The sequence below is a fragment of the Thalassotalea castellviae genome, from assembly GCF_031846185.1.
GTDB classification, from domain to species: domain Bacteria; phylum Pseudomonadota; class Gammaproteobacteria; order Enterobacterales; family Alteromonadaceae; genus Thalassotalea_H; species Thalassotalea_H castellviae.
The window spans coordinates 229,688-245,093 of sequence record NZ_JAVRIF010000002.1; the positions used below are offsets into that span (position 1 = coordinate 229,688).

Here is a 15,406-nt window from a genome sequence, read left to right on the forward strand (position 1 = left end):
ACGAACAGGAAATTTACCATGTCAGTTATTAAAATGACCGATTTAGATTTAGCAGGAAAAAGAGTATTAATTCGTGAAGATTTAAATGTGCCAATTAACGAAGGAAAAGTAACTTCCGATGCTCGTTTAAGAGCCGCATTACCAACAATAAAGCTTGCCTTAGATGCTGGGGCAAAAGTTATGGTAATGTCTCATCTTGGCCGTCCTACCGAGGGTGAATTTAATCAAGAATTTTCATTGCAACCTGTTGTTAATTACTTAACAGAAGCATTATCAGCACCCGTTAAGTTAGTTAGTAATTACTTAGACGGTGTAGAAGTTGGCGCGGGTGAATTAGCCGTATTTGAAAATGTTCGTTTTAACATCGGTGAAAAGAAAAATGATGATGCGTTAGCAAAACAACTTGCAGCATTATGTGATGTATTTGTTATGGATGCTTTTGGCACAGCTCACCGCGCCCAAGCAAGTACCCATGGCGTAGCAAAATTCGCCCCCGTTGCCTGTGCAGGTCCTTTATTAACAGCGGAATTAGACGCTTTAGGTAAAGCACTAGATAACCCTGCTAGACCATTAGTAGCAATTGTTGGTGGTTCAAAAGTTTCAACGAAATTAACTGTTTTAGATTCGTTATCAAAAATTGCTGATACGTTGGTTGTTGGTGGAGGCATCTCAAACACTTTTGTTGCTTCCGCTGGTAATGAAGTGGGTAACTCCTTATACGAAAAAGATTTGATCCCTGAAGCACAACGTCTTTGCCAAGAAACACAAGTAATTTTTGCTGATGACGTTACCGTAACAACAGACGGTTTCAGTGATTGGAAACATGATTCTAAAACAGCAATAAAAGCATTATCTGAAGTTTCAGCAGAGGATGACATTATTGATTACGGACCACAAACAGCAGAAAAAGTGGCTGAAATTATCAAGGCTGCTGGAACCATTTTATGGAATGGTCCAGTAGGCGTTTTTGAAATTGACGCTTTTGCAAAAGGTACTGAAGTAATTTCACACGCCATTGCTGAAAGTCCTGCTTTTTCTATTGCCGGTGGCGGAGACACATTAGCAGCGGTTGATAAATATGATATTGCTGATAAAGTTTCTTATATCTCTACAGGCGGTGGTGCTTTTCTTGAATTTCTTGAAGGGAAAAAATTACCTGCGGTTGAAATTTTAGAACAACGCGCGAAATAAAATCGTATTATCCACCGTAATACTTAAGTAAAAAACCACAGCTTTCGGCTGTGGTTTTTTATTTTAATCATATATTTAAAAAAAAAAATAAATAGTTTGTTTGCTTTCATTTAACTCTAAAACGTACTTTCGTAGTAAAATTACTAAACAACCAATTTACCTTTCGTTCCTCTTTCGTTTTACAGCGCATTTTGTTGTAATTTTTCTATAAAGTTGACTAACATTAGAATAATTACTGCTTAAATATAAACATCTAATCGTTTTAGTTAGTGCCAAAGTGTTTTTTTTTCTGATACAATTACGACTTGAAAGAATATTGTTTCGTTATGAAACTTATTTATAGTGTGTATTGTTACAATGATAACTTAGGAGTTCATTCATGGCTTTAGTCTCTATGCGCCAAATGTTAGATCACGCCGCGGAAAACGGATACGGCATCCCGGCATTTAATGTTAATAATTTAGAGCAAGTTCGCGCAATTATGATTGCCGCAGATAAAACCAACAGCCCTGTTATATTACAAGGCTCTGCGGGTGCCCGTAAATACGCTGGAGCTCCTTTTTTACGTCATTTAATTTTAGCCGCTATCGAAGAATTTCCTCATATTCCAATTGTTATGCATCAAGACCACGGTACTTCACCTAGTGTTTGTCAGCGTTCAATTCAATTAGGCTTTTCATCTGTCATGATGGATGGTTCATTAATGGATGACGGCAAAACACCTGCAAGTTATGAGTACAATGTAGATGTAACTCGAAGAACTGTTGAAATGGCTCATGCTTGTGGCGTTTCAGTTGAAGGTGAACTAGGTTGTTTAGGTTCATTAGAAACCGGTGAAGCTGGTGAAGAAGACGGCATTGGCGCGGCAGGAAAGTTAACAATGGATCAAATGTTAACTGACCCAGAAGAAGCGGCTGATTTTGTCAATAAAACACAAGTAGATGCATTGGCAATTGCTTGTGGTACATCACATGGAGCCTATAAATTTACTCGCCCACCAACAGGGGATATATTAGCCATTGACCGCATTAAAGCGATTCATGCTCGCATACCAAATACTCATTTAGTGATGCACGGCTCTTCATCGGTTCCACAAGATTGGTTAGCGATTATCAATGAATATGGTGGAGCGATCCCTGAAACTTATGGTGTGCCAGTTGAGCAAATTTGTGAAGGAATCAAATACGGTGTGCGAAAAGTAAATATCGATACGGATTTACGTTTAGCTTCTACCGGAGCAACACGTCGATTTTTAGCCCAAAACCCGAGCGAATTTGACCCTCGTAAATTCTTAGCTGAAACAACCAAAGCAATGACAGATATTTGTATTGCTCGCTATGAAGCCTTTGGCACTGCTGGAAATGCCGATAAAATCAAACCGATTTCTCTTGAGAATATGTTTGAAAAATATCAACGCGGCGAATTAGCAGCTTTAGTTAAATAAGCATAAGTAGATCAAGTCCCAAAAGTATTCCTTGGGCAATCAATAAAGGCGTTATCTTTGAGGTTACGCCTTTTTTAATGGCAATTTTTTGCCACCGCTTCACATACAACTCACTTAAAATAACTGTAACTTTAGCTTGCAACCTTTATTAACAAAATATTAACAAGTTCACCTAAGTTTCGTGGTAATCCCTTCTTTTATGTACAAATAACCAAATTATAGTTGGTAAGCAGTTAATCATTGATTATAATTCGCACTCACAATAAACGGGAGATTTTTTATGGAATTTATCACATCGTGGTTTAATAACAACCAAGTAATGCTTCAGGATATAGCAATTAAATTTATTGTTGCTTTGCTTATTTTATTTATTGGTAAGATGGTCGCCAAGCTAATACGTAAAGGCGTGCAAAAACTGCTCGAACATAAAAATGTCGACAACACCGTTATTTCTTTTACCTCTAGCTTGGTTTACGGTTTAGTTATTTTAATCTCGTTTATTGCTGCTATTTCGCATTTAGGATTTAACACCTCTTCATTGGTTGCTATTGTAGGTGCCGCTGGTTTAGCGATTGGTTTAGCATTACAAGGCTCATTATCTAACTTTGCTTCTGGAATTTTGCTGATCACGTTAAAACCTTTTAAATCAGGTGACTTCGTTGAAGTATCAGGTACTGCAGGTGTCGTTGAAGAAGTGAATATTTTTTCAACACAGCTTCGTACCGGCGACAATAAAACCGTAATAATCCCTAACGGCTCTATCACCAGTGGCACAATAACTAACTACTCGAAAAAGCCAACCAGACGTATCGATTTAATTATTGGTGTTAGTTATGATGCTGATCTTGCCAAAACACGTGAAATTTTAACTCAAATCACGTCAAATCATGAACTCGTCTTGAAAGATCAAGCGGTTACTATTGGTGTCAGTGAACTGGCTGACAATTCGGTTAATTTTGTGGTACGTCCTTGGGTTAAAACCGAAAATTACTGGCCTGTTTACTTCGAATTATTAGAAAGTATTAAATTAGCTTTAGACGAAGCTGGCATCGAGATTCCTTATCCACAACTATCTGTACACGTAAATCAAGAGAATTCAAATGAATCATAAAATTATTATCGCAACGCTTTGCTGTCTGCCTTTTATTAGTGTTGCACAAGAAGATGAAGAAAAATCCCCAATTACTGCTTCTGCAGAATTAGGCTTACTTTATAAAACTGGTAACACGAAAAGCGCCGATATAAAAACTGGCTTTGACGTTAAATATGAAGAAGCGCTTTGGCGTAGTACTTTTGCTATGGATTTATTAGTAAAAAAGACAGAAAAAACCGATGCGGACGGCAACGAACAATTTGAAACGTCAGACCAAAAATGGACTGTAGAATCAAAAACAAATTACACTTTAGATAAATCCAGCAAAAACTATATCTATGGTGATATAGCCTATGAAGATAATCGCTTTAGTGGTTTTGAAAACCAGAGCTCTATCTCTGCTGGTTGGGGTCGTGAATGGTTTAAAAATAAAAAAGCATCTTTGTTTGCTGATATTGGTCCTGGTTATAAACGAGATGTAATTAAAGCAACAGATACCATGGAAAGTAAAACGCAAAGTGCATTTATTATCCAGGCTCAAGCGTTATATTTAAGAAAAATCAATGATCATGTTAACTTTAAACAACTTTTAAGTGCTAAATATGCACCTGGTAGTGGTGATAATAGTAAATACAAAGCTGAAACTTCAATAACGACAAAATTAATTGAAACCTTAGCGTTAAAATTCTCCTTTATTATTGATCACAATACAGAAGTAGATGAAGGTACGGATAGAACCGATACTCAAACAGCGATGACTTTAGTTTATAGCTTTTAATCGTCACGCCTACTTAATTAACTGACTTAAAAGCAACCATTTATCTTAACTGGTTGCTTTTTTTAATGACAAAAATCAAGAGAACATAAAAGATTAACATGCAGTATTGTATAAAACATGAGCCGCCTTCCCCCGAAGAGTTTGCTGCATTAAGGGCGCAAGTAGGTTGGGGGTCTGTTGATTTAGCAATGGCTCAACAAAGTCTTGAACAATCATTATTTCACGTGAGTGTATACCTTGAAAACAAACTGATAGGTATGGCTCGAGTGATTGGCGATGGTGTTATGTATTTTTATATTCAGGATCTCGTTGTATCGCCACAGTTTCAACAAAAAGGTGTTGGTCATGCGATTATGCAGGAACTAGAAGGTTATTTAACGAAAACGGTTAAACAAGGTGCGACAATTGCGTTATTGTCGGCTCAAGGTAAAGAAGGGTTTTATACTCGATACGGTTATGTAGAGCGTACAGGGCTTCCCTTAGGGAAAGCAATGTGTAAATTCATTTAACCACTTGTTTTATATGAACTTATTTTTACTTTGACTGAAAACTTGTATGCTTTTTAATGAAAAGTTGAGACTAATAACTATTACTGATAAATAAAGATGCCTTAGTTGAAATATTTTTTAATATTTCTATTTCATCCGTTTTCCATTCCGCTATATTGCCTGTTCGCTCACAACAGATAATCCCTAAGGGGGTATCGTTATCTTTTGTGAAGGTCACATCAAGCAACGAATAAATATTATGTACATCAAAATATCCAAGGTTAAAGCACTTAGATATAGCATGTTCTCTCGCATCTGATGCGACTAAAATTTGATGGTTAATTATATGAGAGAAATAATCACCATAATCTTTTGAAAATAACTTTTCTCCTGCCGATTTTTGCCCGTTTTCATCAATACAGATTAATGACGTCATTTCAGAATAATCATCATTAAACAACCAAATACTGACGCGATCACACGCTGAAACATCCGACTTAACGGCTCGACATATTTTATGTAACTTGTCATTAAGTGATACTCGAGGGTTACTTAGATAGAGCGAGAGCTGAGCAGATTGCGGCATAAAAACAAAGAAATGTATGATCAATATTGCAATTATAGCGTGAATAAATGAATTCACCGATAAAAGAATTAAATAAATTCCGCAAGCTGTCGATATATAAAATACCGATACTTAACTAAGGCATTCAAATGGAAGCTAAATTAAAATTACAAACACATTCGATCAAATTGTCTGAAAAACAAATTGAAACGGAAATGGCTCAACATTTCAATTCGCCACAGAAAGATATGTTAAGAATGTTAAATGAAAAAGCACTAGACCGAGCCTTTCAACTTCATACAGCCCATAATTAATTTTGAATTTGGCAACGCTATAGACAAAATAATGACGTACTGGCACATTATTTTGTCTCACTCTCACTTTAAACACAATTCTCTAACAACTCATTAAAATCACATTTGCTTGCCCTGCACCTTTCCCCTAAAATATTAATCAGTTAATTTCTTCTTCAAAATAAAAGGTTTCCACATGGCATTGCCAGACAAATTTATATTCTCGATGAACCGAGTCTCGAAAGTTGTACCCCCTAAAAAAACCATCTTAAAAGATATTTCGTTGTCATTTTTCCCTGGGGCAAAAATTGGGGTATTAGGTTTAAATGGTTCAGGTAAATCAACATTATTACGTATTATGGCTGGCGTTGATAAAGAATTTGAAGGTGAAGCCAATGCATTATCTGGAACCAACATCGGTTATCTGCCACAGGAACCTCAACTAGACGAAGAAAAAACCGTTCGTGAAGTCGTTGAAGACGCAGTTTCAACCGTTAAAAATGCAATGGCAAGGCTTGATCAAGTCTATAACGAATATGCAGAAGAAGGTGCTGACTTTGATGCGCTTGCAAAAGAGCAAGGCGAATTAGAAGATATAATCAACAGCCAAGACGGTCATAATATTGATAACGTACTAGAGCGCGCTGCAGATGCATTACGCTTACCAGAATGGGATCAAAAAATAGCCGTACTCAGTGGTGGTGAACGTCGCCGCGTAGCTTTATGTCATTTATTACTTCAAAAGCCTGATATGCTTTTATTGGATGAACCAACAAACCATTTAGATGCTGAATCTGTTGCTTGGTTAGAACGTTTCTTACACGATTATTCAGGCACTGTTGTTGCTATTACCCATGATAGATATTTCCTTGATAATGTTGCGGGTTGGATACTAGAACTTGACCGCGGCCATGGTATCCCTTGGGAAGGTAATTATTCTTCATGGCTTGAACAAAAAGATGCGCGTTTACAACAAGAACAAAAAAGTGAAAATGCTTTACAAAAAACGATCAAACAAGAGCTTGAATGGGTGCGTTCAAATCCAAAAGCAAGACAAGCTAAAAGTAAAGCACGTATGGCTCGTTTTGAAGAGCTTAACAATCAAGATCATCAAAAACGTAACGAAACCAACGAACTATATATTCCGCCTGGGCCACGTTTAGGCGACAAAATTTTAGAGGTGAATAACTTAGTCAAATCTTACGGAGATCGCGTATTAATTGATGACTTAAGCTTTAGCATCCCTAAAGGCGCAATTGTCGGCATAATCGGGGCAAATGGTGCTGGTAAATCGACTTTATTTAAAGTCTTATCAGGGGCTGAATCGCCTAACTCTGGTACTGTTGAGCTAGGAGAAACGGTTAAACTTGCCAGTGTTGATCAATTTCGCGATGACATGGGGGAAGACAACACGGTTTATCAAGAAATTTCTGAAGGCCATGATATTATTGAAATTGGAACTTACCAAATTCCTAGCCGCGCTTACTGCTCTCGCTTTAATTTTAAAGGTAATGATCAACAAAAATTTATTAAAGACTTATCTGGTGGTGAACGAAACCGTGTACATTTAGCTAAATTAGTGAAAACTGGCGGTAATTTATTGTTGTTAGATGAACCAACCAATGACTTAGATGTTGAAACCTTGCGTGCACTCGAAGAAGCGATATTAGAATTCCCGGGTTGTGCCATGGTGATTTCGCATGATCGCTGGTTCTTAGACCGCATTGCCACTCATATTTTAGATTATCGTGACGAAGGACAAGTCAACTTTTTCGAAGGAAACTTTACTGAATACGATGAATGGCTGAAAAAAACATATGGCCCTGCAGCGGTTGAACCACATCGCATCAAATATAAGAAAATTGGATAATTCACTCTAGTTCAAAGTTAATATTTTGATTTAAGGCATCTTTTTTACCCAAAATTCGTGTAATAAAGATGCCTTTTTATAAAAATGGAGCTATGCTGAATATAACTATTCATCAACTAAACAGTACAATGGAAAATAGACGTCAATTTACCCGAATCTTATTTTCAATCGATGCTCAATTGGAAGTAGAAGAACAAACATATACTGTTAACATTCATGATATATCATTAAATGGTGCGTTAGTTACCGCGCCTAAAGATGCAGAAAAAATTAAAAATAAACTTGGCTTATTAACCTTTCAACTTGCCGATAGTGAGATGCAAGTTGCAATGCACGTTGCCATTGTTCATGTTAAGCAGGATGAAATAGGCCTACAATGTAACGCTATAGATATAGACAGCGTTACCCATCTTCGTCGCCTTGTTGAGTTAAATTTAGGGGATGATAGCCAATTGAATAAAGAGCTTTCGCAACTCTCTAGTCAATCGTAAACCTGTAACAATTAACCCATTCTCATTCTTTTTATTTATGGTAAAAGGACGCTTTATGAATCACCTTATCATTTCATTTATTAGCCAAGATCGCCCCGGACTTGTAGACACTCTTTCTAATGCAGTAAGTCAACACCAAGGCAATTGGCAAACCAGTAGTTTGCATCATTTATCTGGATATTTTGCCGGTGTTATCGAAATTGCTGTTTCGGCTGAACAAACATCAGATTTAATCGATAAAATACAAAGTATTGAAGACTTTAAATGCCAAATTGAAACAGCAAACGCCAATCAAACAACCACACATGCTGATATCGTGATTGAGTTAACTGCCAATGATCGCTCCGGTATCGTTCAAGAAATATCATCGGTGATCCATAATCAAGGTGGCAATTTATTAAAACTTGTTAGCTCTCACGACAGCGCTCCACATTCAGGACAAGAATTGTTTAAAGCTAAGGCGACCATTTCGGTTGCAGAAAATACCGTGGATGATCTCATTAATGCGCTAGAAAGTCTGGCAGATGATTTGATGGTAGATATCTCCCGATAAGATAGTTATTTTTTTACAAATTTATGTAATATTTCTCTTTTATACTTATTTTTTTGAAACAAAAATAATAAGTTGAAAGATTAATGATTGATGATGGTATGAAGTTTAATAAAGAGCTTAGTTGGTTATCATTTAATGAAAGAGTACTGCAAGAAGCAGCTGATAAAACGGTACCGTTAATTGAACGTATCCGATTTTTAGGCATTTACTCCTCTAATTTAGACGAATTCTTTCGTGTACGAGTGGCCGATGTTCGTCGCCGAGCCATTTTAGAAACAGCTCAAGATACATCGAAAGATAACTGGCGAACCATCAATAAAAAAATAAACAACAAAGTTAATACCCTGACAAAAAATTTCAACCAAATCACCCAAGATATTTTTTCTTTACTAAACCAAGAAAATATCTATACCATTTTTGATGATCAGCATAATGACACATTTAATGAAAAATTAAATACTCAGCAATTAGCCTGGCTCAAACAGTATTTTGAACATCGTATTATTCGACATATTACCCCGATAATCCTTCACTCAAAAACGCAACTAGCCAACTGTATTGATGACGACGGAATTTATTTTTTAGTCGCATTACATCATCAAAAGCAAATTAACTATGCGTTGGTGGAAATTCCTCGGGAAAATGCTAAACGCTTTATTGAACTACCAAATGAGCACAGTAAGGAATCTAAAGCAAAATACATCGTTCTGCTTGATGATGTTGTTCATTATTTTATCAAGAAACTATTTGTCGGTGTTTTCCCTTTCGATCATATAGAAGCATATTCCATGAAATTAACCCGAGATGCTGAATATAACTTAACGGATGATCTTGACGAAAGCTTATTAGATCAAATGTCAAAAGGGTTAAAACAACGCTTAAAAGCAGATTTAGTGCGTTTGGTTCATGACCAAAATATGCCATTACACATGACAGATTACTTACGAAAATCGTTAAAAATAAAAGATGATGAAGCGCTTTCACAAGGAGTTCGATATCGTCATTTTAAAGATTTTATAAAGTTCCCAAACCTTGGAGGCAAGCACCTCGAATATGAAGAGCTTCCCGCCTTAGACTCAGCACACTTTACACAATGCCCGACGGTATTTGATGCCATCAGTCAGCAAGATATTTTATTATATTACCCTTATTACAAGTTCAAACATTTCACAGAATTTGTCCGCCAAGCCTCATATGACCCATTGGTGCGACACATTAAAATTAATATTTATCGAGTGGCAAAGCATTCACGAATTATTCAATCCTTAATTGAAGCGGTTAAAAACGGTAAAAAAGTAACCGTTGTGATTGAGCTTAAAGCTCGATTTGATGAACAAGCAAATATCGAGTGGGCAAAATTGATGAAGGATGCCGGTATTGAAGTAGAACTTGGTATTGAAACATTAAAGGTTCATTCAAAATTATGTTTAATCACCCGCATTGAAGATGAAAAAATAGTGAGATACGCGCATATCGGCACAGGGAATTTTCATGAAAATAATGCCCGTGTTTATACCGATTTCGCCTTGTTTACTAAACATAAAGAAATCTGTCAGGAAGTTGATAATGTCTTTTCATTTGTTACACACAGTTATCTACGTTTTCGTTTTAATCATTTAATTGTCTCACCTTTAACGTCGCGCCGACGTTTATATCAACTCATTGATAGTGAGATAGAATTTGCCGAGCAACAACAAAAAGCGAGCATCACGTTAAAACTCAATAATTTAGTAGACAATGGCTTAATTAATAAGCTGTATGCCGCCAGCCAAGCGGGAGTTAAAATAAAATTAATCATACGTGGTATGTGTTCTTTAGTGCCGAATGAAAAAAACACCAGTGAAAATATCAAAATTATTTCCATTGTTGATCGCTTTTTAGAACACCCACGAGTCATGCTTTTTCATAATGGTGGTAATCAACAACTATTTATTACTTCTGCAGACTGGATGGAACGAAACATAGATCATAGGGTTGAAGTTGCCTGCCCTATCTACGATGAAGTCTTAAAGCAGCAAATTATTGATATGTTAGACATTCAATTTCAAGATAATGTCAAAGCACGTATTATTAATAAGGCGCAAAATAATCGCTATGTAACGCAAGGTAAACGTCCGCCACTTCGTTCACAAATGGCTATATATAATTACTTAGTCGAACATGAACAACAACTTATACAAGCGCAACAAAAAGCGTAATGATTAAAAAGATGAAAAATACTCGAGACAATTCTTCCATAATGCCTGCTGAACATTATCTAGCAGCACTTGATATTGGCTCGAATAGTTTTCATTTTGTCTTAGCAAGAAAGATCGGTGAGCACATCCAAGTGATCCATCGTGAAAAATATCAAGTTCAGCTTGCTAAAGGATTGAGTGCAAAAAAAATTCTCTCTGAGCAAGCCATTGAACGAGGCTTAGCGACGTTAGAAAAGTTATCGGCTTCCATACAACATATCGATAAAAAAAACGTGCGTGTCGTAGCTACTTACACTTTAAGGCAAGCTAAAAATTCAGGTCAATTTATTTCCGCAGCAAAGCACAACTTCCCATTTAATATTGAAGTTATTTCGGGTCACGAAGAAGCACGGCTTATTTATCAAGGTGTTGCGCATCACCGACAACACAATGATCAACAACTCGTGATTGATATTGGGGGTGGCAGTACTGAATGTATCATTGGTAAACAATATAAAGTTAAAGCCCTTGATAGTCTCAATATAGGTTGCGTCAGCTATCAACAACAATTTTTCCCAGATGGTATTATCTCTGAACAAGCATTTGACAAAGCCATTCATCAAGCGAAACATCAGGTTGAAAGCATAGCTAAACGCTTTAAAAAATTAGGCTGGAAACATGTTGCAGGAACCTCAGGCACGATAAAAGCCATTGTAAAAATTATTAATATTCAACAACAAATTCCTCATGCTATTACCCTTAAGGATCTGAATACATTAAAAAAACAATGCCTAAAGTTTAACCATTTCGAAGCATTAACCATTGATGGTTTAAAAGAAAACCGTCGCTCTGTCATTTGTGCTGGTCTTGCTATTTTAATTGCGGTAATGGAAACTTTAAACATTGACAGTATTGAGTATTGTCAATATGCCTTGCGCGAAGGAGTGCTATTCGAGTTGCTCGAAAATAGCCATCATAACAATGTTAGACAACGGACAATTGAAGACTTTATCCGTCGATTTAATATCGACAAGCCCCACGCAGCAATTGTTGAACAAGTGGCCATGAAAATTTATTCGGCCATCAAAAAACCTTGGCAACTGCAAGAAGATATTTATCAAGAGTTATTATGTTCTGCAATCAAACTTCACGAATTAGGCCTAGACATTAATGCTTCTGGATATCAAAAGCATGGACAATATATTATTGAACAAACCGACTTACCAGGATTTAACCAAGAACAGCAAACAGCCTTAGCTTGGTTAGTTGGTAATCAACGTAAAAAAATAACACCATTAATGAAACAACAGTGGCACCTACTCAATGCTGAATCTTTAGAAAAACTAGCCGTTATTATTCGTTTAAGTGTTTTACTGAACCAACAACGTCATTTAGACGATGATTATTTGATATCGGCAATTGCCACTCCTAAAACACTAACCCTCACTTTAAAAGAGCAATGGTTAATTGAACGACCAATCATAGATACCGAACTGTTTTATGAAAAGCAAAGTATTAACAGCCTTGATATTAAATTAATCATAAATGCTACTGACGCTAAAAACCTATAAAAATTCACCGACAAGTTTATAAATTCATTTCTCAACGAATATTGAAAGTTTGAACAGCAGATTAATGGATAAATTTTTAACTAAAGCTACCTTTCATTGTCAATTCTCATCAACATAACAAGCGTAAAAACATGATATAGATCTAATGTTTATTCGAAAATCAGATTTAATGATTTTTGTACTTAATCAAGTTGATTTAGATCACCTTAATTTTTAAACATTCTTATATAAATACCCTATGAACAAGATGAAGTGTTTAGACGATTCAACAGAATGACCGTATTGATTAAAACGCCGAACTTGAGTTTATTTGTCAATTTTATAATGGAAGGAAATATGTTTAAAAAGTCTTTAATTAATCTTGCTTTAGCTGGTGCTTTATTACCTTCCTATGAACTTTTGGCTAATGCAAATGATGTTATTCATCAAGGTATTGATGATGAAACAGAAGTGTTAGTCGTCATTGGAAAAACGCCTAGAAAAGTACAAGATGTCGTTGGTGCGGTCACCGTCATAAACAGTGAAGCCATTAACCAGCAATTAGTACATAGTATTGCCGATCTTGTTCGTTATGAGATTGGTATAAATGTGATCAATGCTGGTAGTCGATTTGGCGATTCAAATATTGCTATTCGTGGTATCTCAGGTAATCGTATTGCGACAGAAATAGACGGTGTGCCAGTTGCTGAGCAGTTTAATGTGGGTAGCTATTCAAATTCAGGTAGAAACACCATAGATCCTGATTTAATCAAACAAGTCGAAATATTACGTGGGCCGGCTTCAAGTCTATACGGGAGTGACGCGATTGGCGGCGTGATCTCTTACGTAACCAAAAAACCTACTGACTTACTTAGCCAAACAGATAACCGTGTGTATTTAGACTTAAAAGCAGGTCACTACGCTATTGACGATAGTAATGCCATTTCTTTAAATACTGCTTTCGCTGATGGAAAATCGAGCGCACTTATTTCAGGCTCATTAAGAAAAGGACATGAACTTGATCGTCATATTTCAAGTGACTTTGCTAAAGATAGCCAAAATAATGAAACAAAATCTTTATTGGCGAAATATCATTACGATATATCAGACAATCAAGAGCTAAGCATTAGTTACGACTATTTTACCCGTGAAAACCAAAGCGATATTCGTTCAATATTAGGAATAGGACGTTTTGCTTCAACGAATTTATTATTAGGCGATGATGAAATCACCCGAGAAAATATATTAGTGACATATGACTTTGTTTTAGACAGTGCTTGGTTAGAAGGCGGTTACATACGCCTTTACGATCAAAAAACTGAAACAATACAATTAACCGAAGAAGCCAGAGTTTCAAGAGGGAAAGCCTACTTATACGACAGAAGTTTTTTCTTTGAGCAAGATATCCAAGGTTTACGATTAAATTTTTACACCAATGTTAATAACCAACATACGTCACAACATATAGGCTACGGCTTAGAAATTAGTAACAGTAAAACAACAGAAAGGCGTGATGGTATTCAAACGAACCTTGCCACCGGAGATTCAACCAACACTATTCTTTCTGAAGTATTTCCAGTAAGAGACTTCCCTATTTCTGAGGTGAAAGAAACCGGTATATATATTAACGATGAAATAACATTCGACGGTACAAATTTTACAATCATTACGGCCATTCGTTATGACAAATATGAGCTGTCCCCGAAGACTGACTCAATATATTTAGAAGATAACCCCGCCACAGAAGTAGTCCATATCAGTGAAGATAGTATTTCTCCTAAATTTAGTGTCGTATATCAAATAAATAACGACAGTAAAGTGTATCTTCAATACGTGAAAGGCTTTCGCGCCCCACCTTTTGAAGATGCCAATATTGGTTTAGACATTCCTATGTTTAAAATGCGCGCCATACCAAATGCAGAACTAAAGTCTGAAACCACACATGGATATGAAGTTGGCTATAGTATTGGTTTAGAACAACATCAATTTAATGTCGTTGGCTTTTTCAATGATTATCAAGATTTTATTCAAACCAAAGTTAACTTAGGTTTTGACCCTTTAGTTCAACGGATAATTTTTCAATCTCAAAATATCGATAACGCAGAAATTTATGGTTTAGAATTTAGCTACAAAGGCCAATTTAAAAACATATTCAATAGCCAGAATAACGTTAACTCCTATGCCAATATTTTTTGGAGTAAAGGGGAGAATAAAGATAGCAATCAACCATTAAACGAAGTGCAACCTAACCATGCCCTACTTGGTTTGCAATGGCTGAATGAAAATGAAACATTCTCAATCGCATTGAATGCCAATATTGTCGATGGCAAGTCAGATATTGATGATCCAGATAAAACTTTGACAACAACCGCGGGTTACGCCACTTTTGATGTGATCGCTAATTATCACGTGAACGATAAAATAACCATAGCAGGAGCTATTTATAATTTAACTAATAAGCAATACTGGCAATGGTCTGACGTTAATGGTTTCGAAGCTGAAGATCCATTATTAGCGACGTTAGCCGCCGCAGGTATTAATGGCTCAATACAATTAAAATATGCGTGGTAATTAACTTTGAGCCATCATAAGCTTACCTAAGTTTACCATAAACCAAACAATGAGTCAGAGGATTAACGAACAATTAATCCTCTGACTCAATCATACATTCGATAAAGTTGCTAGCTAGCAAAAAGCAGCCATTAAGTGTTGAGTTAATATCGACAACCAGTGCGAGGAACGGTCATTGAAAAAACTCAATATGAATCATTATAGCTATTACTGATCATTCTAAGTAACAAGCAAAAAAATCATATATTCAACATAACTCCATGTAAACAAACATAAATTTAACACTACAAACTTAGGGTATCATTGTGCATTATCAGTAATTCCTTAATTTTCAATTTGGTG

13 protein-coding genes are annotated in these 15,406 nt (G+C 36.1%); 12 read left to right on the top strand and 1 reads right to left on the bottom strand.

The genetic code is table 11. The annotated features are described in order from the left end of the window. Positions 1 to 18: 18 nt before the first annotated feature. From RM573_RS04755 to RM573_RS04775, 5 genes are all read left to right on the top strand, one after another. Positions 19 to 1,191: a phosphoglycerate kinase gene (locus RM573_RS04755; RefSeq protein ID WP_311578030.1), complete on the top strand. Its 1,173-nt coding sequence runs from the start codon at positions 19 to 21 to the stop codon at positions 1,189 to 1,191. A 379-nt stretch (positions 1,192 to 1,570) separates the two neighbouring features. Next, entirely contained in the window at positions 1,571 to 2,635 is a 1,065-nt protein-coding gene (gene fba, locus RM573_RS04760; protein WP_311578032.1) for a class II fructose-bisphosphate aldolase, read from the top strand. A gap of 280 nt (positions 2,636 to 2,915) precedes the next feature. After that, positions 2,916 to 3,746, top strand: coding sequence for a mechanosensitive ion channel family protein (locus RM573_RS04765; RefSeq protein ID WP_311578034.1), 831 nt, complete (start codon positions 2,916 to 2,918; stop codon positions 3,744 to 3,746). Then, positions 3,736 to 4,506 (top strand): DUF481 domain-containing protein, encoded by a 771-nt coding sequence (locus RM573_RS04770; protein ID WP_311578036.1) that lies wholly within the window; start codon positions 3,736 to 3,738, stop codon positions 4,504 to 4,506. Before RM573_RS04765 ends, RM573_RS04770 begins: the two co-directional genes overlap by 11 nt. 98 nt (positions 4,507 to 4,604) lie before the next feature. Further along, positions 4,605 to 5,015, top strand: a complete 411-nt coding sequence (locus RM573_RS04775) for a GNAT family N-acetyltransferase (RefSeq protein WP_311578038.1) — start codon at positions 4,605 to 4,607, stop codon at positions 5,013 to 5,015. 70 nt (positions 5,016 to 5,085) lie between these two features. Here RM573_RS04775 and RM573_RS04780 read toward each other — a convergent pair whose 3' ends face one another. Beyond that, a complete protein-coding gene (locus tag RM573_RS04780) occupies positions 5,086 to 5,580 on the bottom strand; it encodes a GAF domain-containing protein (protein ID WP_311578040.1) in 495 nt (164 codons plus the stop codon). Between the two features lie 128 nt (positions 5,581 to 5,708). On the opposite strand from RM573_RS04780, the gene RM573_RS04785 reads away from it, so the two are divergent. From RM573_RS04785 to RM573_RS04815, 7 genes are all read left to right on the top strand, one after another. Continuing rightward, positions 5,709 to 5,873 (top strand): hypothetical protein, encoded by a 165-nt coding sequence (locus RM573_RS04785; protein WP_311578042.1) that lies wholly within the window; start codon positions 5,709 to 5,711, stop codon positions 5,871 to 5,873. Positions 5,874 to 6,048: 175 nt separating this feature from the next. Then, positions 6,049 to 7,722, top strand: coding sequence for an energy-dependent translational throttle protein EttA (gene ettA / locus RM573_RS04790; protein WP_311578044.1), 1,674 nt, complete (start codon positions 6,049 to 6,051; stop codon positions 7,720 to 7,722). Positions 7,723 to 7,814: 92 nt separating this feature from the next. Further along, entirely contained in the window at positions 7,815 to 8,213 is a 399-nt protein-coding gene (locus tag RM573_RS04795; protein ID WP_311578047.1) for a PilZ domain-containing protein, read from the top strand. Between the two features lie 55 nt (positions 8,214 to 8,268). Beyond that, entirely contained in the window at positions 8,269 to 8,766 is a 498-nt protein-coding gene (locus RM573_RS04800) for a glycine cleavage system transcriptional repressor (protein WP_311578049.1), read from the top strand. Between the two features lie 98 nt (positions 8,767 to 8,864). Further along, positions 8,865 to 10,964 (top strand): polyphosphate kinase 1, encoded by a 2,100-nt coding sequence (gene ppk1 / locus RM573_RS04805; protein WP_311578052.1) that lies wholly within the window; start codon positions 8,865 to 8,867, stop codon positions 10,962 to 10,964. An 11-nt stretch (positions 10,965 to 10,975) separates the two neighbouring features. Beyond that, a complete protein-coding gene (gene ppx, locus RM573_RS04810) occupies positions 10,976 to 12,514 on the top strand; it encodes an exopolyphosphatase (RefSeq protein WP_311578055.1) in 1,539 nt (512 codons plus the stop codon). A gap of 336 nt (positions 12,515 to 12,850) precedes the next feature. Beyond that, entirely contained in the window at positions 12,851 to 15,064 is a 2,214-nt protein-coding gene (locus RM573_RS04815; protein ID WP_311578059.1) for a TonB-dependent hemoglobin/transferrin/lactoferrin family receptor, read from the top strand. Positions 15,065 to 15,406: the final 342 nt, after the last annotated feature.